The sequence below is a fragment of the Luteimonas sp. A537 genome (assembly GCF_054052065.1).
Genome location: NZ_JBSVRH010000003.1, coordinates 647,338 through 673,408, shown reverse-complemented (window position 1 = coordinate 673,408; position 26,071 = coordinate 647,338). Strand labels below are relative to the sequence as shown.

General features: G+C 69.5%; 18 protein-coding genes and 1 pseudogene. 5 read left to right on the top strand and 14 right to left on the bottom strand.

The features are described from left to right. Nucleotides 1-88: 88 nt before the first annotated feature. From ACW7GZ_RS10695 to aspS, 7 genes and pseudogenes are all read right to left on the bottom strand, one after another. On the bottom strand, nt 89-2,056 hold the full coding sequence (locus ACW7GZ_RS10695; RefSeq protein ID WP_457009135.1) for a potassium transporter Kup: 1,968 nt from the start codon (nt 2,054-2,056) through the stop codon (nt 89-91). A 22-nt stretch (nt 2,057-2,078) separates the two neighbouring features. After that, nucleotides 2,079-2,669, bottom strand: coding sequence for a Holliday junction branch migration protein RuvA (gene ruvA / locus ACW7GZ_RS10690; RefSeq protein ID WP_457005144.1), 591 nt, complete (start codon nt 2,667-2,669; stop codon nt 2,079-2,081). Then, the gene (gene ruvC, locus ACW7GZ_RS10685) at nt 2,666-3,202 is read right to left on the bottom strand and encodes a crossover junction endodeoxyribonuclease RuvC (RefSeq protein ID WP_457005146.1); all 537 of its coding nucleotides are present in this window, start codon (nt 3,200-3,202) and stop codon (nt 2,666-2,668) included. The genes ruvA and ruvC overlap by 4 nt, the downstream gene beginning before the upstream one ends. 10 nt (nt 3,203-3,212) lie before the next feature. Then, nucleotides 3,213-3,944: a YebC/PmpR family DNA-binding transcriptional regulator gene (locus tag ACW7GZ_RS10680; RefSeq protein ID WP_457005148.1), complete on the bottom strand. Its 732-nt coding sequence runs from the start codon at nt 3,942-3,944 to the stop codon at nt 3,213-3,215. A gap of 365 nt (nt 3,945-4,309) precedes the next feature. Continuing rightward, complete coding sequence (locus tag ACW7GZ_RS10675; protein WP_457009133.1) at nt 4,310-4,966, bottom strand: esterase/lipase family protein; 657 nt, start codon at nt 4,964-4,966, stop codon at nt 4,310-4,312. Between the two features lie 115 nt (nt 4,967-5,081). Then, nucleotides 5,082-5,588: pseudogene (locus ACW7GZ_RS10670) on the bottom strand (N-acetyltransferase family protein); the annotation flags it as partial. Nucleotides 5,589-5,688: 100 nt separating this feature from the next. Beyond that, nucleotides 5,689-7,440 carry an aspartate--tRNA ligase gene (gene aspS / locus ACW7GZ_RS10665; protein ID WP_457009131.1) on the bottom strand — a complete coding sequence of 584 codons (1,752 nt, stop codon included), beginning with the start codon at nt 7,438-7,440 and terminating at the stop codon, nt 5,689-5,691. 263 nt (nt 7,441-7,703) lie between these two features. Between aspS and ACW7GZ_RS10660 the strand changes: the two genes are divergently transcribed. Continuing rightward, nucleotides 7,704-8,954 (top strand): MFS transporter, encoded by a 1,251-nt coding sequence (locus tag ACW7GZ_RS10660; protein ID WP_457009129.1) that lies wholly within the window; start codon nt 7,704-7,706, stop codon nt 8,952-8,954. Between the two features lie 133 nt (nt 8,955-9,087). Here ACW7GZ_RS10660 and ACW7GZ_RS10655 read toward each other — a convergent pair whose 3' ends face one another. The 6 genes from ACW7GZ_RS10655 to ACW7GZ_RS10630 all read right to left on the bottom strand — a co-directional run bounded on the left by ACW7GZ_RS10655 (nt 9,088) and on the right by ACW7GZ_RS10630 (nt 16,209). Further along, the gene (locus tag ACW7GZ_RS10655) at nt 9,088-9,432 is read right to left on the bottom strand and encodes an FmdB family zinc ribbon protein (RefSeq protein WP_457009127.1); all 345 of its coding nucleotides are present in this window, start codon (nt 9,430-9,432) and stop codon (nt 9,088-9,090) included. 60 nt (nt 9,433-9,492) lie between these two features. Continuing rightward, nucleotides 9,493-11,199, bottom strand: a complete 1,707-nt coding sequence (locus ACW7GZ_RS10650) for a CHASE2 domain-containing protein (protein WP_457009125.1) — start codon at nt 11,197-11,199, stop codon at nt 9,493-9,495. A 1-nt stretch (nt 11,200) separates the two neighbouring features. Next, nucleotides 11,201-12,913, bottom strand: a complete 1,713-nt coding sequence (locus ACW7GZ_RS10645) for a FecR domain-containing protein (protein ID WP_457009123.1) — start codon at nt 12,911-12,913, stop codon at nt 11,201-11,203. 106 nt (nt 12,914-13,019) lie between these two features. Next, nucleotides 13,020-13,700, bottom strand: coding sequence for a hypothetical protein (locus tag ACW7GZ_RS10640; RefSeq protein WP_457005162.1), 681 nt, complete (start codon nt 13,698-13,700; stop codon nt 13,020-13,022). Between the two features lie 40 nt (nt 13,701-13,740). Next, nucleotides 13,741-14,193, bottom strand: coding sequence for a universal stress protein (locus ACW7GZ_RS10635; RefSeq protein WP_457009121.1), 453 nt, complete (start codon nt 14,191-14,193; stop codon nt 13,741-13,743). Between the two features lie 87 nt (nt 14,194-14,280). Then, complete coding sequence (locus ACW7GZ_RS10630) at nt 14,281-16,209, bottom strand: ABC-F family ATP-binding cassette domain-containing protein (protein ID WP_457005166.1); 1,929 nt, start codon at nt 16,207-16,209, stop codon at nt 14,281-14,283. Nucleotides 16,210-16,328: 119 nt separating this feature from the next. On the opposite strand from ACW7GZ_RS10630, the gene ACW7GZ_RS10625 reads away from it, so the two are divergent. Together ACW7GZ_RS10625 and ybaL are read left to right on the top strand one after the other, a co-directional pair. Then, a complete protein-coding gene (locus tag ACW7GZ_RS10625) occupies nt 16,329-18,716 on the top strand; it encodes a TonB-dependent receptor plug domain-containing protein (protein ID WP_457009119.1) in 2,388 nt (795 codons plus the stop codon). Between the two features lie 75 nt (nt 18,717-18,791). Further along, complete coding sequence (gene ybaL / locus ACW7GZ_RS10620; RefSeq protein WP_457009117.1) at nt 18,792-20,507, top strand: YbaL family putative K(+) efflux transporter; 1,716 nt, start codon at nt 18,792-18,794, stop codon at nt 20,505-20,507. Nucleotides 20,508-20,623: 116 nt separating this feature from the next. Here ybaL and clpB read toward each other — a convergent pair whose 3' ends face one another. After that, the gene (gene clpB, locus ACW7GZ_RS10615; RefSeq protein WP_457009115.1) at nt 20,624-23,209 is read right to left on the bottom strand and encodes an ATP-dependent chaperone ClpB; all 2,586 of its coding nucleotides are present in this window, start codon (nt 23,207-23,209) and stop codon (nt 20,624-20,626) included. 216 nt (nt 23,210-23,425) lie between these two features. Here clpB and otsB point away from each other — a divergent pair, with 216 nt between their 5' ends. Then, a complete protein-coding gene (gene otsB, locus ACW7GZ_RS10610; protein WP_457009113.1) occupies nt 23,426-24,217 on the top strand; it encodes a trehalose-phosphatase in 792 nt (263 codons plus the stop codon). A 45-nt stretch (nt 24,218-24,262) separates the two neighbouring features. Beyond that, nucleotides 24,263-26,071: a glycoside hydrolase family 15 protein gene (locus ACW7GZ_RS10605; RefSeq protein ID WP_457009163.1), complete on the top strand. Its 1,809-nt coding sequence runs from the start codon at nt 24,263-24,265 to the stop codon at nt 26,069-26,071.

The window sequence follows — 26,071 nt, the reverse complement described above, 5'->3', positions numbered from 1 at the left end:
GCTCACTGGGGGAACTCACTTAGGGAGCTGCACTTGTGGGAGCGGCTATAGCCGCGATGCAGGCCGCTCCCACAGGTTGCAGCTCCCCTCAGATCTCGACCTGCGCCCCCAGCTCCACCAGGCGGTTGCCGGGAATGCGGAAGTAGGTGTTGGCCGGTGCCGCGTTGCGGTGCATGACCGCGAACAGCTTGTCGCGCCACACCGGCATGCCCACGTGGCGGCTCGCGACCACGGTCTCGCGGCTGACGAAGTACGTGGTGTCCATCGGATCGATGTCGAGCCCCTCGACATCGCAGCCGCGCATCAGCGCCAGCGGTACGTCCGGAATCTCCATGAAGCCGAAGCGCACCGTCACCCGGTAGAAGTCGTCGCCGATGCCGTGCAGCTCCAGTCGCCGTTCGCGCGGCGCGAAAGGCACCGACAGCGTCTCCGCCGTCAGGAACAGGTTGCGCTCGTGCAGCACCTTGTTGTGCTTGAGGTTGTGCATGAGGGCGTGCGGCACCACGCCCGGATCGCTGGTCATGAAGATCGCCGTGCCAGGCACCCGCGCCGGCGGCGCCAGCATCAGGCCGGAGATGAAGGTGTCCAGGCGCAGGCCGCCCGCCTGGACACCTTCGCGCAGCAGCTCCTTTCCGCGCCGCCAGGTCCGCAGCATCGTGAACAGCACGATGCCCAGCACCAGCGGGAACCAGGCGCCCTGCAGGACCTTGGCGCCGTTGGCGACCACGAAGGCCAGGTCGATCAGCACGAAGCCAACGCAGCACGGCAGCACCCAGCGCCGCGCCTTCGGCCACAGCGCGCGGGCCACGATCGCCAGCAGCAGGGTGTCGATCAGCATCGTCATCGACACCGAGATGCCGTAGGCCGCCGCCAGCGAGGACGAGGTGCGGAAACTCAGCACCAGCGCGATCACGATCACCGCCATCGCCCAGTTGATCGCGGGGATATAGATCTGGCCGATGGTTTCGCTGGACGTGTGCATGATGCGCATGCGCGGGATGTAGCCGAGTTGCATGGCCTGGCGCGCAACCGAGAAGCCGCCGGTGATCACCGCCTGGGACGCGATCACCGTAGCCGCGGTGGCGAGCACCACCATCGGCCAGCGCCCCCACTCGGGCACGCCGATGAAGAACGGGTTGCGGATTGCGGCCGGGTCCTCGAGCACCAGCGCGCCCTGCCCCAGGTAGTTCAGCATCAGCGAGGGCAGCACGAACCAGTACCAGCCCAGGCGGATCGGGCGCGCACCGAAGTGGCCCATGTCGGTATAGATGGCTTCGCCGCCGGTGACCGCCAGCACCACCGCGCCGAGGATGAACACCCCGCCCCAGCTGTGCTCGACGAAGAAGCGTCCCGCCCACCACGGGTTGATGGCTTTCAGCACCTCGGGCTCGTGCAGGATGTTGAGCACGCCCAGCGCGGCCAGCGATGCGAACCAGAGGATGGTGATCGGCCCGAATATGCGCCCGACCTTCTCGGTTCCAAAGCGCTGGGTGGCGAACAGCACCCCCAGCACCACCACGGTGATCGGCACGATCCAGTCGTCGAGCCCTGGCGCGACCACCTGCAGACCCTCGACCGCCGACAGCACCGAGATTGCCGGCGTGATCACCCCGTCGCCGAAGAACAGCGAGGCGCCGAACACCCCGAAAATGCCGACCAGGTACACCGATTTCGAACCCGGCTTCAGGCTGCGCTGGGCCAGCGCCATCAGCGCCATGATCCCGCCCTCGCCCTCGTTGTCGGCGCGCATGATGATGGTGACGTACTTGAAGGTCACCACCACCGTCAGCGCCCAGAAGATCAGCGACAGGATGCCGAGCACGGTGTCGTGGTTGGCGGTCAGGCCGTAATGCGGGTTGAAGGCCTCGCGCAGGGTGTACAGCGGGCTGGTGCCGATGTCGCCGAAGACCACGCCGATGGCGCCGACCACGAGGCCCGTCAGGCCGATCTTGCCGTGGCCCGGATCGGACCCGCCTCCATTGCCGCCGCCGTGGTCGCGGCCTCCGCCACGCCTGCCCTGCGACGCAGCTGCGAGCTTGGTTGTACCTTCGGACATCGGATTTCCGTGGAGCGCCGGCTCAGCGAAGCGCGGACTGTAGCGCTTTTCGGATGATGGCTTCGGGTGAATCGCCCTCGACCAGCGCGGCGCGGGCCATGCGCTGGGCTTCGGCCGGCTTGTAGCCGAGCTGCTGCAGGGCGACCGTCGCCTCCGACAGCGGATCGGCGGGCACGCCGGCGCGTGGCAACGCCGTGGCACCGCCCATGATCGCCTCCGCGCGGTCGCGCAGTTCCACCACGATGCGCTCGGCGGTCTTCTTGCCGATGCCCGGGATCCGGGTCAGCGCGGTCACGTCGCCCGCCTGCACCAGGCGCGCGAACTCTTCGACGCTGGCCCCGGACAGGATTGCGAGCGCTATTTTCGCGCCGATGCCGCTGACCCGCTGCACATCGCGGAACAGCCGCCGCTCGGACTCGGTGCTGAAGCCGTACAGCGACACCGAATCCTCCTTCTGCGCGTAGTGCGTGAACAGCGAGACCTCCTTGCCCAGCACCGGCAGCTCGTAGAACGTGCTCATCGGCGCCTCCAGCTCGTAGCCGACGCCATTGACGTCCAGCACCAGCCACGGCGGCGACTTGTGCGCGAGCACCCCCCTGAGACGACCGATCATCTGCGACTCCAGGCCAGTTTTGCATCGATGCCCATCCGCTGCGCGCTGGCGCGGACGTGGGCGTGGGTGATGGCGATGGCCAGGGCATCGGCGGCATCGGCCTGCAGTCGCCCCTTGAGGCCCAGCATGGCGCCGACCATGTGTTGAACCTGGGTCTTGTCGGCGGCACCGCTGCCGACCAGGGCCAGCTTCACCTGGCGTGCGCCGTACTCGCTCACCGGCAGGTCGTGCATGACCACCGCGCAGATCGCCGCGCCGCGCGCCTGGCCGAGCTTGAGCGCCGAGTCCGCGTTCTTCGACACGAACACCTGCTCGATCGCCACTTCGTCCGGGCGATGCTCCTCGATCACGGCGCGCAGCCCGTCCAGCAGCCTGCGCAGCCGCAGCGGCAGGTCGCCGGGCGCGGCCGCTGCGCGAGCAAGCAGGTCCAGCGGCGCGTGGAACACGTGCGTGCAGCGGCCGGCGGCGTCGACGTCGATGATGCCGACGCCGGTGCGCTGCGAGCCCGGGTCGATGCCGAGGATCCTGGTCACGGACGACAGCTTACGCGTATGCGTCGTCGCCGAGCTCGGCGTTGGAGTACACGGCCTGCACGTCGTCGATGTCTTCCAACCACGCCAGCAGCTTGACCACCTGCTGCGCGGTATCACCCTCGACCGCCACGTCGTTGTCGGCGCGCATCGTGACCTCGGCATGCTCCGCCGCGACCCCGGCGGCGGCCATGGCGTCGCGCACGGCGCTGAAATCCTCGGGACTGGTGAGCACGTCGATGGCGCCGTCGTCGGGGTAGACCACGACGTCGTCGGCGCCGGCCTCGATGGCCGCGTTGGTAACGGCGTCCTCGTCCGCGCCCGCGCCATAGCGGAGGATGCCCTGCTTGCGGAACATGAAGGCCACCGAGCCGTCGGTGCCGAGGTTGCCGCCGAACTTGCCGAAGGCGTGGCGCACGTCGGCGACGGTGCGGACCTTGTTGTCGGTGAGGCAGTCGACGATCACGGCGACGCCGCCGGGGGCATAGCCTTCGTAGCGGATCTCTTCGTAGTCGACGCCTTCGAGCTCACCGGTGGCCTTCTTGACGGCACGTTCGATGACTTCCTTGGTCATGTTGGCGGCAAGCGCCTTGTCGATGCCGCTGCGCAGGCGCGGGTTTCCCCCGGGGTCTCCACCGCCGGCGCGCGCGGCGACGGAGATCTCACGGATCAGTTTGGTGAAGGCCTTCCCGCGACGCGCATCCTCGGCGTTCTTGCGGGTTTCGATGGAGGGACCCCTGCCCATGCGTATTACCCATCCTGGAAGTGACTGCAACGCCCGATTTTACCCCTTTCCCGACTCGCCGAAGGCGCGCGGTACGGCGGGTCGCGACCTCTCGCCGAAGCCGCGCGGTACGGCAGGTCGGTGGGTACTCCGTGGGCTGTCCCGCTGCGCGGGCCTTTATGCCCACTACGCACCCCCCAACCCGCCTTGCAGCGCCTTCCCGCAGCCCGCCGGAAAATCAAAGGCGCGACGCTCCTGCCCTTCCCACATCCCACCGCGCTGATTGCAGCGGAGGGTGGGCGGGCATTCCGCCGGCAATAAGGAGCAGCTCCACCGCGACGCCGGCGGAATGCCCGCCCACCCTCTGCCCCCGCCAAACCCACACGTCAGCCAGGGAACCGCCCATTCCTGAGAAAGCCAACCGCCTGCCGCGCAGCTTCGGCAGAAAACAGCAGGCCACTGTGCGAGGCGGCGACAACGACGTGGTCTGCGAGTCCGGGGACACGGGTTTCGTCCATTGCCACGGTGCCGTCGTGGGCGCCTTCGAAGCGCGCGACCAGGGCGCCGAGGCCGCGTGGTCGGTCGCCGGCGATCATGCCCACCTCAACGCCGTCGGGCAGCGTCGTGCAGCCGCGGCGCAGGAGGGCCGCGCTGCGACCGAGGTAGAGCGCGGTCAGGGCCTGGCGCGAGAGGCGCCTGGCCGCGCCGCTGCCGCACAGCGGCGTGGCCAGGCAGACCACCCGCGCTACCGGCAGCGATGGCTCCGCGCGCACTGCTTCGAGCGCCATCAGGCCGCCGAGGCTGTGGGCCACGATGTGGGTCGGTGGCCCGTCGCGGAGGCGGTCGCGCACGGTCGCGACGGCGGCATCGGTGCTGCCGACGATGCTGCGGTAGCCGAGGATCGCGGTCGTGCAGCCGGCGGCGCGCAGGCGCGAGGCGAAGCGCCGCATGACCAGGGGCGGCATCCACAGGCCGTGGAGCAGGAGGACGTGGCGGACGGCCGGTGCTCCCGCGGGTTCGGCCGCGGCTGGTTCAGGAGCCATCGGAGCGGCCGTCGCGGCCGTGGCCGCTCCCACGGGCGGCCGGGGAATCCGGCGCCGGGGTGCCGGAAGGAGCCGGCGTATCCGAGGGGACCGCCGCGAAAGACCCCGGCGCGATACGGCGCAGGATGAACTCGCGGTCCAGGACGCGGCCAACGGGAAACAGGTATTCGCCCACGGCTTCGAAACCGCGGCGCGCGTAGAAGCGCTGGGCACCGAAGTTTTCCGACCATACGCCGATCCACAGCGCGCACGGTCCGTTGCGTTGCAGCCAGTCCATGGCGGTGTCGAACATGCGCGCGCCCCAGCCGCCGTTCTGGTGCGTGGCCATCAGGTACAGGCGCTTGAGTTCGCCATCGCCGGGAGCGACATCGGGGTGCGGCAGGCCGCAGGGCCCGGCGGCGGCGTGGCCGACGGCTTCGCCTTCGTCCTCCAGCAGCCAGACCGCGTAGTCGGGGTGCGAGAGGATCACGCGCTGGCGGCCGACCGCATAGGCCTCGTCGATGAAGGCCTGCAGGTCTTCGGGCGGATAGAGATGACCGAAGGTTTCGGTGAAGCTGCGGGCAGCCAGGCTGGACAGCGTCGCGGCGTCTTCGGGGGTGGCTCGGCGGATGGTCGGGGCCATGTCGTGTTCTTTACCTGCACCTGTACTTGCAACCGCCTGGATGGTGGGTCGCAGTTATGGCTGCTCCTACGAGTGGGGTGGGCCGCAGCTGTAGCTGCTCCTACGGGCGGACGGAGATGTGCACTTCGCGCAGCTGCGCGTCGTCGATCGGTGACGGGGCACCGGTCATGGGGCACTGGGCGCCGGTGGTCTTCGGGAAGGCGATGACGTCGCGGATCGACTCGGTGCCCGCCATCAGCGCGGCGATGCGGTCGATGCCGAAGGCGATGCCGCCGTGCGGCGGCGCGCCGTACTTCAGCGCGTCGAGCAGGAAGCCGAACTTGGCCTCCGCCTCCTCCGCGCCGATACCCAGCAGCTCGAACACCGCCGACTGCATCTGCGGCCGATGGATGCGGATCGATCCGCCGCCGATCTCGTTGCCGTTGAGCACCATGTCGTAGCCGCGGCTGGTGGCGGTGCGGGCATTGGCGCGCAGGTCGTCGACGTCGTCCACTGCCGGTGCGGTGAAGGGATGGTGCAGGGCCACATAGCGCTGCGCCTCGTCGTCCCACTCGAACATCGGGAAGTCCGTGACCCACAGCGGCTTCCAGCCGTCCTCGACCAGGCCGAAGTCCTTGCCGGCCTTCAGCCGCACCGCGCCCAGGAAGTCGCTGACGGTGTTGTACGCGCCGGCGCCGAAGAACACGATGTCGCCCTTGCCGGCGCCCACCTGCGCGAGCAGCGCCGCGAACGCGGCCTCGTCGAAGAACTTGGCCACCGGCGAATTCACCGCACCGTCCTCGCCCAGCTTGGCGTAGGCCAGGCCCTTGGCGCCGTACTTCGCGGCGTGCGCGGCGTACTCGTCGATCTGCTTGCGCGAGAGCGACGCGCCACCCGGGATGCGCAGCGCGCACACACGCATGCCGTCGACGCCGGCAACGTCGGTGAACACCTTGAACTGCGAATCCTTCACCAGCTCGTCGACATCCACCAGCTCCAGCGCGATGCGCAGGTCCGGCTTGTCGGAGCCGTAGCGGCGCATGGCCTCGTGCCAGGTCATGCGCGGGAACGCGCCCAGCTCGACGTCCATCACCTCGCGGAACACGTCCTGCATCATCTGCTCGACCGTGCCCTGCACCGCGGCTTCGTCCACCCAGGCGAACTCGATGTCGAGCTGGGTGAATTCCAGCTGGCGGTCGGCGCGCAGGGCCTCGTCGCGGAAGCAGCGCGCGACCTGGTAGTAGCGGTCGAAGCCGGCCACCATCAGGATCTGCTTGAACAGCTGCGGGCTCTGCGGCAGCGCGTAGAACTCACCGGCGTGCATGCGCGCCGGCACCAGGAAGTCGCGTGCGCCCTCGGGCGTCGCGCGCGTCAGGATCGGCGTCTCGATGTCCTGGAAGTCGCGCGCGTCCAGCCAGCGGCGCAGCGCGGCCACGAGCTTCGTGCGCGTGCGCATGCGGCGCTGCATCTCCGGCGTACGCAGGTCCAGATAGCGATGCTTGAGGCGGATGTCCTCGCCCGGGTTCTCGTGGGCGTGGAAGGGCAGCGGCTCGGCCTTGTTCAGCACCTCGATCGCGGTCGCCACCACTTCCACCTGGCCGGTGGGGATCTTCGGGTTCACCGACTGGCGGCGGCGCACGGTGCCGGTCACGCGCAGGCAGTCCTCGTAGCCGACTTTCGCCCCGGTCGCGACCACGCCGGCGTTGCCTTCGGCGTCCGACGGTTCGGCCACGACCTGGACGATGCCCTCGTGGTCGCGCAGGTCGATGAAGCACAGGCCGCCGAGATCGCGGGCGACGTCGGCCCAGCCGCAGAGGGTGACGGTCTGGCCGACCATCGACTCGTCGATCAGGCCGCAGAAATGGGTGCGCATGTGGACTCCGGACGCGGGAAACGGGCCGCCTGACAGGCGGAGCCGCCTAGTTTAACTGTGGGAGCGGCCTGTTGACTGTGGGAGCGGCCATGGCCGCGATTGGCTGCGGAGAACCCTTCGCCGCTATAGCGGCTCCCACAAAAGCAGGAGTCACGCCGGAGCGACTAAGCTTGGGGGCCCGCTGTTGCCCCACGCTTCCCGCAATCGACACCTCGCGCCCCCCTGCCGCTACCCCCGCCCCCGCCCCTGCGATCCGCTCCGACATGATCGCAACCGTCCGCCCATTGGCCGCCCTGCTCGCGGGCGCGGCGCTGCTGCTGATGGGCGCCGGGCTGCTGAGCACGCTGTTGGCCGTGCGCGGGCGGATCGAGGGCTACGACGACCAGGTGCTGGGACTGGTGATGTCGGCCTACTTCGCCGGCTTCTTCCTGGGCACCTATGCCGCGCCCGGCCTGATCCAGCGGATCGGCCACATCCGCGCGTTCGCCTTCTATTCCGCCCTGTGCGCGGCCACCGTGCTCCTGCACCCGATCCTGGTGTCGCCCTGGGCCTGGGCGCTGCTGCGGCTGGGGACCGGCATCGCGCTGGTCGGCCTGTACACGGTGATCGAGAGCTGGCTCAACGTGCAGGCGCCGCCCGAGCAGCGCAGCCAGGTGTTCGCGATCTACATGGCGGTGAGCCTGCTCGCACTGGCGGCGGGCCAGTGGCTGATCGGGCTGTGGTCGGCGGCGGGCTTCGTGCTGTTCAACCTGGTCGCCATCCTCATCTGCCTGGCGTCGCTGCCGGTCACCGCCAGCCGGATGGTGCAGCCCGAACTGCCGCCGATGCCCCGGCTCGCGCTGAAACAGCTGTTCCGCGTGGCCCCGGCCGGCGCCTTGGGCGCGCTGCTGGCGGGCATGGCGGTGGGCAGCTTCTGGGGACTGGGCGCGGTGTTCGCGAGCCGGCTCGGACTGGGCCTGAGCGGCGTGGCGCTGCTGGTGAGCGCGACCATCCTCGGCGGCGCGGCGCTGCAGTGGCCCATCGGCCGCCTGTCCGACGGCAGCGACCGCCGCACCGCGCTGGTCGTGGTCTGCGTGCTGGCCGCGGCCATCGGCCTGGTCATGATGCTGCCCGCGGGCCAGTCCGGTCTGCCGCTGTACGCACTCTGGTTCTGCTTCGGTGGCCTGGCGTTCGCCATCTACCCGATCTGCATGGCCCACCTGCTCGACCACCTGCCGCCGGAAAGGACCCTGGCGGCGGGAAGCAGCCTGCTGCTGCTCAACGGCGTCGGCTCGGCGTTCGGCCCGGCCTTGGCCGGCGTGGCGATGACCCGCTACGGTCCCGAGGCGCTACCCGCGTTCTTCGCCGCGACGCTGTTCCTCGCCGCCCTGGTCGCCGGCGGTCGCCGCCTGTTCTACCCGCGCGACAACGACACGCCATCGGTGTTCCACCTGATGCTGCGCACCACGCCGTCCGCGATCGAACTGCTGCCGGAAGTGGACGCAACGGAGATCGATGAGGCGGAAGCCCCCTGATCCCCCTCCGCGGCAACGCGGGAATCAGGGACCCAGGCCCATGCGACTCTTCCCCCGCTTGCGGGGGAAGATGCCCGAAGCGCAGATGGGGGCGAAGCTTGCGACAGCCGCCGAAGCCGCGGCCGCCGCCGACTCACCCAGCGTCGGGCTTGGCCGCAGCCGGCTTCGCCGCGGGAGGCGCAGCTGGCGCAGCGGGACTGTTCGTCTTCGCCGGCGCATCACCGGCGGCGGTCCCGCTTTCCGCCTTGCCAGCGCCTTCGCCACCTTCGGCGAGGTTGCGCTTCTTGTCGCCGTCCTTCTTGAAGTCGGTCTCGTACCAGCCGCTGCCGGCCAGGCGGAATGCAGGCGCGGTCAGCTGGCGACCGACTCCCCCGCTGGCACCGCACGCCGGGCAGGTGTCCGGATCCGCGTCCGAAAGCTTCTGCAGACGATCGAAATCATGCCCGCACAGGGCACAGCGGAACGCATAGATCGGCATAGCGATGGTGTCGATTCGTTGATATGGAGATCGCGCAATCTGGGGCCGCGGACGCGGAATTCAAGCCGCGGGCCTCGCGGGCTCCCCCGGCGGAGCCACTGCCGGCGTCGCCTCCACGCAGAACGCGCGATCGCGCCCTTCGCGCTTGGCGGTGTACAGCGCGGCGTCGGCGCGCTCCACCAGGTCGATATCCTGCAAGTGCAGCGCCGGGTCGAACGTTGCAATGCCGATGCTGACGGACACGATGGCGGCGGTGGGCGACTTGCCGTGCGGCACCTTCAGGCGGCGCACGTCTGCGACGATGCTGTTGGCGATGCCAAGCGCCGACGCCGCCGTACTCTCGGGCAGCACCAGCGCGAGTTCGTCGCCGCCATACCGCGCCGCCATGTCACGCGGTCGCCGCGCCCAGCCGTCCAGCACCCCCGAGACACGACGCATCACCTGGTCCCCGGCCTGGTGGCCGTAGGAGTCGTTGAAGGTCTTGAAGTGGTCGACGTCGACCAGCAGCAGCGACAGGGGCCGGCCCGCACGCCGCGCCGCGCGAAGTTCGCGTTCCAGGGTGGCATCGAACATGTGCCGGTTGGCCAGCCGGGTCAGGCCGTCGGAACTGGCAAGGCGCTGCGAACGGAGGAACTGGTGGACCACGAGCGCCAGGTAGCCGGCAAGCAACACCGCGACCGTCGGCGCAGGCGCGAACCATGCTTGCCCGAACTTCAACAGTGTGGCGCTGGCCGCGAACGTCGCCAAGATCGCCAGCAGCATCACCACCCACCCGCGCCGCACGCGTGCACGCTCGCGGTAGAGCAGCAGCGGCAGCAGCAGCACCCCGACGCCCAGCAGCAGTTGCCATGGTCGCTGCAGCGCGGTCACGGCCGCGCCCTGTTCGAGCATGTTGAGGGCGTTGGCGTGGTATTCCAGGCCGGAGATGCGCTCACCGACCCCGACGCCGGGCACCAGCACGTCGCGGGCGATACCGGTTGCCGAGACGCCCACCAGCACCCAGCGATCATGCAGCAGCGCTGGCAGGACCTCGCCGCGCAGCACGTCGATGTACGACACCTCCTGGAAGCCGCGCGTCGACACGAACGGGATCATGACGCGGTGGTCGCGACTCCACTGGTAGGGCGACGGCGCAGGCGCATCCGCGCCGGGGCGCAACCCGGGCAACTCCGCACGCGGCGTCACGCCGGCATGCAGCTCGTGCAGCGCAAGGGCCAGGGCCGGCCAGTGCGCGGAACCCAGTCCCGCGTACAGGGCCGCTTCGCGCACCACGCCATCGCTTCCGGCCGCCACCTCGACATGCCCCAGCGCCGCGGCCGCGTCGATCAGCGGGGCCAGCGGCATCTGTTCGATCAGCGGACCCTCGGGCCCGGAGGGCTCGGCCATCACCGGCAGGACCACCTTGCCGTTGCGACGGATGGCGCGCGCCAGCGCCGCATCACCCGACGGATCGCTGGCGTTGGCCTCGGCGAACATCAGGTCCAGGGCAATGCCGCGCACGCCTGCCGGCTCCAGCCGGTCGAGCAGCGCCGCATGCACGCCGCGCGGCCACGGCCACCGGCCGAGCGCGGACAGGCTCCTGTCATCCACGGTCACCAGCAGGATGCGATCATCCGCGGCCGGCGCGAACGCGGCCTGCAGTCGATCGTAGACCCACGCATCCACGCGCCAGGTCATCGACGTGAGAGTCAGCACGGCCACCGCCGCGGCCCCGGCAGCGCCGGCCAGGATCCGCATGTACACGCCCTGCAGCGACCAGCTGCGCATGCTAGAGCACGATCAACACGGCGGCGGCGATACCCAGCAACACGCGGCACGCGCCGCAGCCCACCTTGAGCGCCTGGGTCGGACCCACCGGGTGGGCATAGCCGTCGCTCTCCACGACCTGCACGCGCATGTGCCACGTCCCGGTGCCGATATCCGGCAGCGCGATGAGGTTTTCATCGACGAGGTGCTCCTCCGCGAGCGTGCTGAAGTCGGCCTTGCGCGACAGCTGGAAGCGATAACGTTGCCCCTCGCCCGCACTCTGCCAGCCGACCTGCAGGATCTTTCCGTCGCGATCGGCCGTCGGCATGGGCGGGGCGTCGGCCGCGCGCACGGCGAACGGCACCGGGTCCCCAAACGGACCGCGACGGCCGGTCGCGTCCACGGCTCCGATCCGCCAGTAATACGTATCCGGCTCGAGTTCAACCGGCGTGCGCAGCTCCACGGCGGTCACCTCCTCACGATCGACCAGCAGATCGCTGAAGTCCGCGGTGCGCGCCACCTGTACGCGATAGCTCGCGGCCCCCTCGGATGCCGTCCAGCGTAGCCGCGGTCGCGGGCCCGCGACCTCGCTGTCGACGCCCGGACTCACCGTGAACGGCGGGCCGGGCTGGGCTGCGATCTGGAGCACGCGCACCGCATCCAAGCCTTCGAGTCCGCGCTCGTCGATGCCACGCACGCGCACATGCACGGTGCCTGCCGCCTGCACGTCCAAACGCGCGGCGGCAGCATCGACCCTCACGTCCTGCAGCAAGGTGCGGAAATCGTCGTGCGAACTGGCCTGCAGCCGGTAGCCGCGTGCACCGGGCAGCGGGGCCCACGCAAGCTCCGCCGGGATCCACTGCACGGTATCGGGCAGCCGCACCAGGTCCGGCGCGGGCAGCAGCGGGACGGGCGTGATCGGGCCCTGCCCCGCATCGCCATGCGTACCGAGCCCCGCGCCCACCTGCACCCGACGGCCGCCACCCTCGACATCCACGCGCCCGCGATAGACTTCGGACCGGCTGGCTTCACCGTCGCTCGCCACCCGGAAACCCGTGCCGCGCACGCTGGTCATCAGCCCGGGCGATTCCACGGAAAAGTGCGATCCCGGACCACGCCCCGGCTTGACATCGTGGCTGGTCCTACCACGCGGCAGACGCAAGCGCGTGTCGACCATGCCGGTGCGCCCCCACGCGCTCAGGCGGTCGAGGTGCAGTTCGCTGTCAGCCAGCAGTTGCAGGCGCGAACCATCCGCGAACTCCAGCGTGAGGCTCGCGTTGGACGCGGTGCGCAACATCGTGCCCGCGCCCAGCATCTGGTCCACGGTGGCCGGCACGGCAACGCCGGATGCCTCGTCCGCATATACCGAAATCGATCCCGACACGGCCACCACCCGCGCCTTGGCCGGCTGCACGCGCAGCCACGCCAGCGGGAAGCGCATGACCGAGCCCGGTTCCAGGCGATAGGGGTCGTCCACCCCGTTTAAGGCCTGCAGCTGCTGCCACGGCACGGCGGGGCGCATGTGTGCACGCGCCAGGTCCCATACGTTGTCGCCGGGGCGGACACGGTAGCGCCATTCCTGCGCCGCCACGTCCAAGGACGCCAGCATCGCGAACAGCGCCAACAGGGCGGGAGCCAGCCGCTTCAGCAACGACGGTGGACGGCGGCGGGACGCAAGCATGGCATGAAGGGAACACGTGCGCGGTACGGGCACGACACTGACGATCGAATTCAAAAGCACCATCCACCAAACCGCTGATGACGCTGATTGTAGGCGAGTGCCTTGGCACGCCCGTGAACGCCACGCGCGTGGCGCGTGGCGTCCGCCGGAGTTTTCGAGGTCAGTCGGCAGAGCCCCAGGGGGCCGGCGGCTCGGCCACCGGCGTCGTCAGGTCGAACTCGACCTGGAACATGCGGCCACCCGGACGCGCCAGCTCATAAAGGAAGCGGCTGCCGGGCTCGATCTCCATCGCCCAGGTATTGGTGGTGGAGACGTCGGCGCCGGTACGGCCGAAGAGCTCGATCGATTCCGCGTCCACCGGGAATTCCTGGCGCACGGCGGTGCCCGCGGTCGCGGTCTCGCCGCCGTACATGGTCTGCTCGTCGGGGCTGCCGTCCTCGTGGCGGTGGTCGTGCTTCAGGCGCAGGCCGTCGTCGGTGCGGGTCAGCACCCAGGTGCGGGAATGGTCGTCGCCAACGTGGAAGGGCACGCGCAGCCCGCGGGTCGGGTCGTCGCAGCCGCGCACGTGCATCACCAGATCCTTGCCTTCGAAAGCGTCGGGTTCGGGCGAAGCAGGCTCGTTGGCGACGATGCGCCCGGCGAAGGCCTGGCCGCAGTGGGTGGCGAGCGCGGCAAGGAAGGCGTCGGCGGGGGCGGCGTCGGGCACCGGGGCGTCGAGCGCCTCGGCGGGTGCGGCGTCGGCGGTGGCAAGATCGGCCGCAGGCGCCTGGTCGGCGGAAGGAGCGCAGGCGGCAAGGGCCACGAGCGCGGCGGAAAGCGCGGAGAGTCGGATGATAGTCATCCGGACACCCTAACCGCCGCCCACGCGGCGGCGCAAACCGCTAGCCCGCTCTCGGTTGCCGATAGACCAGCACCGGGATCGCCGAGTGCGTCAGCACCTTCAGCGTCTCGCTGCCCAGCAGCAATCCGCCGAGTCCGCGGCGGCCGTGCGAGGCCATCGCGATCAGGTCGCAGCCGGCCTCGTTGGCGGCCTCGATGATCGCCTCCCAGGCATGCTCGCTTTCGACCATGCGCACCTGGCAGGGCACGCCCAGCGCCTTCGCGCGCTCCTCGGCCTGCGCCAGGCGACGCGCGCCTTCCTCGCGGGCGATCGTGCCGTAGGCCTCGTAGCCACCGGCCAGCTGTTCGCCGGTCACGCCATAGATGCGGAGCGGCGTGGTCACGGTGAAGAAGGTCACCGACGCCCCGACTTCGCGTGCAAAGGCAAGGCCCTGGTCGATGGCGGACAGGGACAGTTCGGACCCGTCGGTCGGGATCAGGATCTGCTTGTACATGGCACTACCCTCCGTGTTGTCGACCCGGCCTGGACCCGCGGGCAGCGTGCCGCGTTGACCCGGGTCAACCGACTATAGGCCCGGCCCTCAGGCGGCCCCTTCATCCTGGGCGTAGAGCTCAAGCACCACCTCTTCCGCCTGCGCCAGCTCGGCCACCAGGTCGGCCTGGCGCCGCGCCAGGTCCTGGGCACGGTTGCTCCCGGCGGAGTACAGCGCCGGGTCGGCAAGCTCGGCCTCGATCGCAGCGCGCGCGGCCTCCAGCTCCGCCACCCGCTGCTCGGCGCGTGCCAACCGGTGCGGGTTGGTTTTCCTTGCCGGCCTGGATGGCGCCGGCGCGGGCGCTGGAACCGGTGCCGCGACCGGGGCGGCCGCGGCATTGGCGCCAAGCGCTTCGGGCGCGGCCGTCGCCGCCTTCGCATCCTGGGGCCGCGAGCGCAGCCATGCGGCGTAGTCGTCAAGGTCGCCATCGAACGGACGCACCACGCCCTCGGACACGCGCCAGTAGGTATCGGCGACCAGGCCGATCAAGTGGCGGTCATGCGAGACCAGCACGATCGCACCCGGGAAATCGGACAGTGCCTCGGCCAGGGCCTCGCGCATTTCAAGGTCGAGATGGTTGGTGGGTTCGTCGAGCAGCAGCACGTTGGGCTGGCGCCAGGCGATCAGCGCCAGCGCCAGGCGCGCGCGTTCGCCGCCGCTGAAACCGTCGATGGATTCGAAGGCGCGGTCGCCGGGGAAGCTCCACTTGCCCATGAAATTACGGAAGTCCTGGGTCGAGGCATTCGGCGAGAGCTCGCGCAGGTGATCGATCGGCGAGGTGCCGGCCACCAGCGCTTCGACCGTGTGCTGGGCGAAGTAGCCGATGCGCAGGTCGGGGTGGGCATAGCGCTCGCCGGTGAGCAGCGGAAGCTCGCCGACCAGCGATTTCACCAGCGTCGACTTGCCCGCGCCATTGGGCCCAAGCAGTCCGATGCGGTCGCCGGCCTCCAGACCGAAGTTGGCGTCACGGAGGATCACCGTGGGAGTCGCTCCCGGGGGAGCCGCGCCGGGATAGCCGCAGTCGGCGTGGTTCAAGCGCAGCAGGGCATGCGGCAGCCTCGCCGGCGCGGGGAAATCGATCCGCACGTCGCGCTCCGCGCGCACCGCTTCGGTATCGGCCATCTTCGCCAGGCGCTTGACCCGCGACTGGGCCTGCTTGGCCTTGGCGGCGCTGGCGCTGAAGCGGTCGATGAAGCTCTGCAGGTGGGCGCGCTCGGCCTGGGTCTTCTCGTGGGTGATCTGCTGCAGGCGCAGCTGCTCGGAGCGCTGGCGCTCGAAGGCGGTGTAGTTGCCGATGTACAGCTTCGCCTTGCCGCCGTGCAGGTGCAGGGTGTGGGTGTTGACGTTGTCGAGGAACTCGCGGTCGTGCGAGATCAGCAGCAGGGTGCCCTGGTACTTCATCAGCCACTGTTCGAGCCACAGCACGGCGTCGAGGTCGAGGTGGTTGGTGGGCTCGTCGAGCAGCAGCACGTCGGACGGGGTCATCAGCGCGCGCGCCAGGTTCAGGCGCACCCGCCAGCCGCCGGAGAAGCTCGACACCGGGCGCTGCTGCGCCTCGCCCGGGAAGCCCAGGCCGTGCAGCAGCTTGCCGGCGCGCGCGGCGCCGTCGTAGCCGCCCACCTCTTCCAGCTTCTGGTGGGCCTCGGCCACGGCCTCCCAGTCCTCGGCGGCGAAGGCGTTGGCCTCGGCCTGCAGCGCGGCGTGGACGGCTTCGTCCCCGGCCAGCACGAAGTCGATCGCCGAATCCGGCAGCGAGGGCATTTCCTGCGCGATCGAGGCGATGCGCAGGCGCGAGGGCAGGTCGAGGTCGCCGCGGTCGGCCTCGACCTCGCCGCGCACGGCGGCGAACAGCGAGGACTTGCCGGTGCCGTTGCGGCCGACCACGCCCACCCGCCAGCCGGCGTGCAGGGACAGGTCGACATCGGACAGGAGCAGGCGTTCGCCGCGGCGGAGGGCGAAGTTGCGGAAAGAGATCATTCGCACAGTTTACCGGGCTGCACGCCCGGGCCCGCGTGCGGTACCGTCGAAACCGCGCTGGATGCGCGAGCGCCCCTACCACCGACCCCTTCCCTGTCATCTGTCGCAAGGATCCGACCATGAAGCCTGCTCCCCTCGCCATTGCCCTGCTTGTCGCCCTCGCCCCCGTCCTTGCCGCCCAGGCGCAGGAGCCGGCCCAGCCGCGGCGCGACGCGACCAACCTCGACAACATCATCGTCACCGGCACCCGCGTGACCGACCGCACCGTGGCCGAATCGCAGTCACCGATCGACATCATCGGCAGCGAGGCGCTGCAGGCCACGGGCACCACCGAGCTCGCCACCGCACTTGCGCGCGCCCTGCCCTCGCTCAACTTCCCGCGCCCGGCGCTGACCGACGGCACCAGCGCCATCCGCCCGGCGCAGCTGCGCGGCCTGGCGCCCGACCAGGTGCTGGTGCTGGTCAATGGCAAGCGCCGCCACGCCTCGTCGCTGCTCAACCTCAACGGCACCATCGGCCGCGGCTCGGCGCCGGTGGACCTCAACACCATCCCGATCTCGGCGATCGAGCGCGTGGAAGTGCTGCGCGACGGCGCATCGGCGCAGTACGGCTCCGACGCCATCGCCGGCGTGGTCAACGTGGTGCTGAAGGGCGCATCGGAAGGCGGCAGCGTGTCGCTCAGCCACGGCCAGCACTCCGCCGGCGATGGCGACCAGACCCAGCTTGCCGGCGATGCCGGCCTGGCGCTGGGCGCTGGCCGCGGCTTCCTGCACCTGTCGGCCCAGGTCAACCGGCAGGACCGCACCAACCGCGCGCGGCCCTTCGCAGGCACGCCGGGGCCGACCCAGCCGGAGCCGGGCCAGAAGGCCTTCGTGATCGGTGACCCGGAAGTCGACGCCGCGGCGGCTTCGTTCAACGCCGGCTTCGACATCAGCGACACGCTGTCGCTGTACGCCTTCGGCACGATCAGCAACCGCGACATCACCTCGTTCGCGTTTTTCCGCGCGCCGGGCAACAGCAGCCAGAACATTCCCTCGATCTACCCGGACGGCTTCCTGCCCGAGATCAACAACGTCTCCCGCGACCGCGCCATCGTCGCCGGCCTGAACGGCCGCTTCGGCGAGGCCTGGGACTGGGACCTGAGCTTCAACCACGGCTACAACAACCTCGAGTTCTTCACCCGCAACACGCTCAACGCCAGCATCGGCGCCGACTCGCCGACCTCGTTCTACGACGGCGCGCTGGAGACCACGCAGAACATCGCCAACTTCGACCTCAGCCGGCAGCTGGACTGGGGCCTGGCGTATCCGGTCGCGCTGGCGATGGGCGTCGAGTTCCGCAACGAGAAGTGGAACCAGTCGCCAGGTGAATACGGCTCGTACGCGCAGCCCGACCTCAGCCGGCCGGGCGGCGCGCAGGGCTTTGGCGGCTTCGCGCCCGGCGTGTCCGGCGCCTACTCGCGCGACAGCCACGCGGTCTACGCCAGCCTCGAAGCCGACCTCACGGAAAAGTTCTCCGGCGGTATCGCCGGGCGCTACGAGGACTATGACGACTTCGGCAGCCAGGCCTCGGGCAAGCTCTCGGCGCGCTACGCCTTCACCGACGCGGTCGCGCTGCGCGGCACGGTATCCAGCGGTTTCCGCGCGCCGTCCTTGGCACAGCAGTACTTCCAGACCGTCAGCACGCTGTTCCTGGCCGGCATTCCGGATCCGTTCGAAGTGCGCACCTTCCCGGCGTCCAGCGCCGTGGCGCAGGCCTTCGGCGCCGAGGCGCTGCAGCCGGAGGAATCGCTGTCCTACAGCCTGGGCCTGGTGCTGCAGCCCGTGGACAGGCTCTACGTCACCATCGACGCGTACCACATCGAGGTCGACGACCGCATCGCGCTGTCGTCCAACCTCACCGGCGACGCGGTGCGCGCGCTGCTGGAATCACGCGGCATCTTCGGCGTCAACGGCGGCCGCTACTTCACCAACGCGATCGATACCCGCACGCAGGGCATCGACCTTGTCGCCAATTACGGCATGGACCTCGGCGCCGGCACGCTGGACCTCACCGCCGGCTGGAACTACACCGACACCGAAATCACCCGCATCGCGCCGAACCCGGACGAGCTGGAGCAGGCCGGCCTGGACCTCGAACGCATCGACCGGACCGAGATCGGGCGCATCGAGGACGGCTTCCCGAACACCAAGCTGCTGCTCTCGGGCACCTGGTCGCTGGACGCCTGGGACTTCACCCTGGCCACCACCCGCTACGGCAGCGTGACCAGCCGCTCGGCCAACAGCGCCAACGACCAGACCTATGACGCCAAGTGGCTGCTCGACGCGTCCGCGGCCTATCGGATGAACAACTGGACCTTCACCCTCGGCGCCGACAACGTGCTCAACGAATACCCGGACGAGAACATCTTCGCCAACTCGACCAATGGCCAGTTCCCGTACAGCAACCTGTCTCCGTTCGGCTACAACGGCGCCTTCGTGTACGGCAAGGTCGGCTACAGCTGGTAGCCGATGAAGGGCCCAAGGACGGGCCCCCTCCCACATTGCCTCTATCCTGCCCCAGCCCCCCGGCGGGAATCCCTGATGCCGCACCACACCGAACTCATCGCGATCCTGACCGTCGGCTTCGTGCTGGCCTATGTGCTGGGCCTGGCCGCCCATCGGCTGCACCTGTCGCCGCTGGTGGGCTACCTGGTCGCGGGCATCCTCGCCGGGCCGTTCACGCCGGGCTTCGTCGGCGACCAGGAGCTCGCGCCGCAGCTGGCCGAGATCGGCGTGATCCTGCTGATGTTCGGCGTCGGCCTGCATTTCTCCATCCGCGACCTGATGGCGGTGAAGCACATCGCCATCCCCGGCGCGGTGGTGCAGATCAGCGTCGCCACCCTGCTCGGCTGGGGACTGGCCGCCGCACTCGGCTGGCCGACCCTGCAGGGCATCGTCTTCGGCTTCTCGCTGGCCACGGCCAGCACCGTGGTGCTGCTGCGGGCAATGGAGCAGCGGCGGCTGCTGGACAGCACGCGCGGGCGGATCGCGGTCGGCTGGCTGATCGTCGAGGACCTGGCCTGCGTGCTGGCGCTGGTGCTGATGCCTGCAGTCGCGAGCGTGTTCGGGAACGCCGGCGGCGAACCGGTGTCGGCGGGCCGGCTCACGATCGAGATCGGCAAGACCCTGGTCCAGGTGGCGCTGTTCGTGGCGGTGATGCTGGTGGTCGGGCGGCGGGTGATCCCGTGGATGCTCGAGCGCACCGCGGGCACCGGCTCGCGCGAACTGTTCACGCTGGCGGTGCTGTCGATAGCGCTCGGCGTCGCGCTGGGTTCGGCGGAACTGTTCGGGGTGTCGTTCGCGCTCGGCGCGTTCTTCGCCGGCATGCTGCTCAACGAGTCCGAGCTCAGCCACAAGGCGGCGCAGGATTCACTGCCGATGCGCGACGCCTTCGCGGTGCTGTTCTTCGTTTCGGTGGGCATGCTGTTCGACCCGATGATCCTGGTGCGCGAGCCGCTGCTGGTGCTCGCCACGACCTTCATCGTCATGTTCGGCAAGTCGGCTGCGGCGTACCTGATCGTGCGCGCCTTCGGGCACCCGAAATCCACCGCGCTGACCATCTCCGCCAGCCTGGCGCAAATCGGCGAGTTCGCCTTCATCATCGCGGCGCTTGGCGTGACGCTGGGGATCCTGCCGGAAGAAGGCCAGGACCTGGTGCTGGCCGCCGCGCTGATCTCGATCATGCTCAACCCGCTGTCGTTCGGCGTGGTCGACCGGTGGCTGGCACGACATGACGCCAAGGCCGATGCCGCAGCCGCCACCGCCACCGCGCACGAAGTCGCCGCCGACGCCGCCAGCCACCATCTCCCGGAGTCGCTGTCGGGGCATGCCATCGTCGTCGGCTATGGCCGCGTAGGCAGGCAACTGGCCACCCTGCTGCACGCCCGCGGCGTGCCGTTGGTGGTGATCGAGGACGACGCCAACCTGGTCGACAAGGCCCGCGAGGAAGGACTGCATGCGGTGCGCGGCAACGTCGCCTCGGAAGCGGTGATGCTGGAGTCCGCCCCCGGCCGCGCGGCGCTGGCCGTATTCGCGATTCCCAACGCGCTCGAGGCGGGCGAAACGATCGCACGCCTCAAGGCGGCGAACCCAGCGATCACCGTGCTGGCGCGCGCGCACAGCGATGCCGAGGTCAAGCACCTGCTGGCGCACGGCGCCGACGGCGCGGTGCTGGCCGAACGCGAACTCGCCTATTCGCTGGCGGAGATGGTGATGGCCACCCCCCCCTACCGCCCCGCCCGAACCGAGCTGCTGTAGGAGCAGCTACAGCTGCGATTGCCGGCGACCGGAAAGAGCGGTCGCAGCTATAGCTGCTCCTACAAAGAAAGCACGGGTGAGTGTGGCGAGGGCTGGCGACCGGGATCCGGGAGGCGTCAGGCCTTGGCGAACTGCAGATGCCCGGCTTCGGCGCCGACTCGAATCGTATCGCCCTGGCTGAACTCCCCCGACAGGATCTTCTGCGCCAGCGGATTCTCCAGCTGCTGCTGGATCGCGCGCTTCAGCGGCCTTGCGCCATATACCGGGTCGAAGCCGGCATCGCCCAGCAGCTCGAAGGCCGCATCGCTGACCTCGAGCCGGATCCCGCGCTCGCCCAGGCGCTTCTCCAGCCCACGCATCTGGATGCGCGCGATCGCCTTGATCTGCGCCTTGTCCAGCGAGTGGAAGACCACGATGTCGTCCAGCCGATTGATGAACTCCGGCCGGAAGTGCGACTGCACCACCGCCATCACGCCCGCCTTCATCTGCATGTAGCCCTCGGGCGAATCGTCGCCGTCGAGCTCCTGGATCATCTGGCTGCCGAGGTTGGACGTCATCACGATCACGGTGTTGCGGAAGTCCACCGTGCGCCCCTGGCCGTCGGTCAGGCGACCGTCGTCGAGCACCTGCAGCAGGATGTTGAACACGTCCGGATGCGCCTTCTCGACCTCGTCGAGCAGGATCACGCTGTAGGGGCGCCGACGCACGGCTTCGGTCAGGTAACCGCCTTCTTCGTAGCCCACGTAGCCCGGGGGCGCGCCCACCAGGCGCGACACCGAGTGCTTCTCCATGAACTCGCTCATGTCGATGCGCACCATCGCGTCTCTCGAGTCGAACAGGAACTCGGCCAGCGCCTTGCACAGCTCGGTCTTGCCGACGCCGGTGGGGCCAAGGAACAGGAACGAACCACTCGGCCGGTCGGGATCGCTCAGGCCCGCGCGCGAACGGCGTACGGCATCGGACACCACCTTCACCGCCTCCTGCTGGCCGACCACGCGCGAGTGCAGCACCTCTTCCATGCGCAGCAGCTTGTCGCGCTCGCCTTCCAGCATCTTGCTGACCGGGATCCCGGTCCAGCGCGCGACCACCTCGGCAATCTCCTCCGCGGTCACCCGGTCCTGCAGCAGGGTGAAGCCCTTGGTTTCGGCTTCCTGCGCCGCGCGCGCCTGCTTTTCGAGCTCCGGCAGCCGGCCGTACTGGATCTCGCTCATCTTCGCGAAGTCCTGGCGGCGCTGCGCGGCCTCGAGCTCGAGCTTGGCGGCCTCGATCTGCTCCTTGATCTTCGTCGCGCCCTGCAGCGTCGCTTTCTCGGCCTTCCAGACTTCCTCGAGATCGTTGTAATCCCGCTCCAGCACGGCGATCTCGCTCTCAAGATCCGCCAGGCGCTGCTTCGATTCCGCGTCCTTCTCCTTCTTCAGCGCCTCGCGCTGGATCTTGAGCTGGATCAGGCGGCGCTCCTTGCGGTCCAGTTCCTCCGGCTTGGAATCGATCTCCATGCGGATGCGGCTTGCGGCCTCGTCCATCAGGTCGATGGCCTTGTCCGGCAGTTTGCGGTCGGCGATGTAGCGGTGCGACAGCGTCGCCGCGGCCACGATCGCCGGATCGGTGATCTCCACGCCGTGGTGCACCGCGTACTTCTCCTTCAGCCCGCGCAGGATCGCGATCGTGTCCTCGACCGACGGCTCGCCCACGAACACCTTCTGGAATCTACGTTCCAGCGCCGCGTCCTTTTCCACGTACTTGCGGTACTCGTCCAGCGTGGTCGCGCCGATGCAGTGCAACTCGCCGCGCGCCAACGCGGGCTTGAGCATGTTGCCGGCATCCATCGAGCCTTCCGCCTTGCCGGCGCCGACCATCGTGTGCAGTTCGTCGATGAACAGGATCACCTGCCCTTCCTGCTTGGACAGGTCGCTCAGCACCGCCTTCAGCCGCTCCTCGAACTCGCCGCGGTACTTGGCGCCGGCGATCAGTGCGCCCATGTCCAGCGACAGCACGCGCTTGCCGCGCAGGCCCTCGGGCACTTCGTTGTTGACGATGCGCTGCGCCAGGCCTTCGACGATCGCGGTCTTGCCGACGCCGGGCTCGCCGATCAGCACCGGGTTGTTCTTGGTGCGCCGCTGCAGCACCTGGATGGTGCGGCGGATCTCCTCGTCGCGTCCGATCACCGGATCAAGCTTGCCGATCTCGCTGCGCGCGGTCAGGTCGATGGTGTACTTCTCCAGCGCCTGCCGCGCTTCCTCGGCGCTGGCGTCGTTGACGCTGTCGCCGCCGCGCATGGCGTCGATGGCCGCCTCCAGGCGCGCCTTGTCGGCACCGGCGGCCTTCAACGCGCGACCGGCGTCGCCGCCGTCGTCCAGCGCCGCGAGCAGGAACAGCTCGGACGCGATGAAGGCGTCGCCGCGCTGCTGCGCCAGCTTGTCGGTGTGGTTGAGCAGGCGCCCCAGGTCGTTGCCCAGCGAGACCTGTCCGGCCTGGCCGGACACCTTCGGCAGCTTTTCCAGGATCTCGCCCAGGCGTTCGCGCAGCAGCGGCACGTTCACGCCCGACTGCGCCAGCAGCGGCCCGCTGCCGCCGCCGGACTCGTCAAGCAGCGCCACCAGCACGTGGGCGGGTTCGATCAGATTGTGGTCGCGGCCCACGGCCAGCGACTGCGCGTCGGCCAGCGCCTGCTGGAAACGCGAAGTGAGTTTGTCCATGCGCATGGGGATGCCTCGGCTGTCGATGCCGGCCACGCCGGCAATATCCCGAAAGTGCGGCCCACGCCCCATCAATTCAAGCCATCACGGGCACCCCGCTCCTGTAGGAGCAGCTATAGCTGCGACCCGGCCACGGGCACATCGATGCCAATCGCCGCTATAGCGGCTCCCACAAAAGCACCCTAGCGAAAATCTCACATGCTCCGGGACACAATGCCCCGCATGGCCGCAGAGACCTCCGCGCTCCCGCCACCGCCCGCCATCGACGACGGCTGCGCGCTGTTCCTCGATGTGGATGGCACCCTGCTCGATTTCGCGCCGCACCCCGACGCGGTCGACGTGCCCGGGCCGCTGCGCGAAGCGCTGGCAACGCTGCACCGGCGCCTCGATGGCGCCCTGGCCCTGGTCAGCGGCCGCTCCATCGCCACGCTCGATGCACTGCTTGCGCCACCCGTCATGCCCGCCGCCGGCCTGCACGGCCTTGAGCGCCGCCACGGCCGTCGTGGCCATCGCGCGCCCGCCACGCCCGCCGCGCTGGCGCTGGTCCGTAGCGAGGCGACGCGGGTCGCCGCCCGCTATCCGGGCGCCGTGGTCGAAGACAAGGGTGCGGCGCTGGCCCTGCACTGGCGCGCGGCACCGGCGGCCTGCGGCGAACTGCTCGCCTTCGCCAGCGCCGCGCTGCCCCGCCTTCCCGGCTACCGCCTGCAGCCCGGCAACGACGTGGTTGAACTGCGACCCGCCGAACACAAGGGCGGTCGCGCAGACAAGGGCGCGGCTATCCTCGCCTTCCTCGCCGAGCCTCCCTTCGCGGGCCGCCTGCCGGTGTTTGCGGGCGATGACATCACCGATGAAGCAGGCTTTGCCGCCGTCAACGCCCGCGACGGAATCAGCGTACTGGTGGGTCGGCCGCGGGAAAGCGCGGCGCACTTCGGGTTGGCGGGGACAGCGGAGGTGCATGCCTGGATTGGAGTGCGCATGGATCGGAACGCTGCGGTGAGCGGAGCGCGGCTTTGAGCAGGGCATCGCTGTGAACAGGGCATCGCTGTGAGCGGGGCGGATATCGCGGCTGTAGCCGCTCCCACAACAGCGGGGCAGGCCAGTCTTGATCTCGGCCTGATCGGCAACGGCAGCGTTGCGGCCCTGGTCGACGCCCGTGCGCGCGTGACCTGGTGCTGCATCCCCGCCTTCGACGGCGACCCCGCCTTCTGCGCGCTGCTCTCGCCCAAGGCCGGCGGCGGCGATTACGCCATCGAACTCGAAGACTTCGAAAGCGCGGAACAAACCTACCTCAACAACACCGCCGTGCTGCGCACCGTGCTGCGCGACCGCCACGGCGGCGCGATCGAAATCACCGACTTCATGCCGCGCTGGCATCAGCACGACCGTTTCTACCGGCCGGTAATGCTGGTGCGGCGGCTGCGTCCGCTGTCCGGCCGGCCGCGCATCCGCGTCGTGCTGCGTCCACTGGCGGACTACGGCGCCGAGGTGCCGGAACAGACCTGGGGCAGCAACCACATCCGCTACCTGCTGCCCGGCTTCACCCTGCGCCTGACCAGCGACGTGTCGGTGCGCCTGGTGCGCGAATCGCTGCCGTTCGAACTCGACGGCGAGCGCCACCTGGTGCTGGGCCCCGACGAAACGCTCACCGAATCCGTGCAGGGCTTTGCGCGCAAGGCCGAGCGCATGACTGTCGATTACTGGCGCGAGTGGGTGCGCTATCTATCGATCCCGCTGGAGTGGCAGGACGCGGTGATCCGCAGCGCGATCACGCTCAAGCTCTGCCAGTACGAGGAAACCGGCGCGATCGTCGCCGCCATCACCACGTCGATTCCCGAGGCGCCGCACAGCGAGCGCAACTGGGATTACCGCTACTGCTGGCTGCGCGACTCGGCCTTCGTGGTGCGCGCGCTCAACCGCCTCGGCGCCACCCGCACCATGGAAGGGTATTTGCGCTACGTACTCAACCTCGCCACCGGCGACGACGGCACCCTGCAGCCGCTGTACGGCATCGCCTATGAGGACCGCCTGGAAGAGCACGCCATGCCCGCGCTTGCCGGTTATCGCGGCATGGGCCCGGTGCGCCGCGGCAACCTGGCCTGGATACAGAAGCAGCACGATGTCTACGGAAGCGTGGTTCTGGCCGCCACCCAGCTGTTCTTCGACCAGCGCCTGGAGCGTCCCGGCGACGTCGACGCCTTCAGCCGCCTGGAACCCTTGGGTGAACACGCCTGGGCGCTGCACGACCAGCCCGACGCCGGCATCTGGGAATTCCGCGGCCGCGCCGAAGTGCACACCTATTCCAGCGTGATGTGCTGGGCCGCCTGCGACCGCCTGGCGCGCATCGCGGCGCACCTCGGCCTGGCCCAGCGCGCGGTGCACTGGCGCGGACGTGCCGACGCCATGCGCGAAGCCACGCTCGAACGCGCCTGGGACGAGGAGCTCGGGCACTTCGTCGAATCCGCCGAGGGCCGGCGCCTGGACGCAAGCCTGCTGCTGCTCGCCGAACTCGGCTTCATCGACCCGCGCGACCCGCGCTTCGTGGCCACGGTCGAGGCCATCGGCACCCAGCTGCGCCGCGGCACCTCGCTGTTCCGCTACATCGCCGCCGACGACTTCGGCGAGCCCGAGACCAGCTTCACCATCTGCAGCTTCTGGTACATCGACGCGCTGGCCGCCATCGGCCGCGTCGACGAGGCGCGCCAGCAGTTCGAAAGCCTGCTCACCCGCCGCAACCACCTCGGCCTGCTGTCCGAGGACCTGGCTTTCGACGACGGCGAGGCCTGGGGCAACTTTCCGCAGACGTATTCCCATGTCGGCGTGGTGATGACCGCGATGCGCCTGTCGCGGCCATGGTCGGCGGCCAACTGA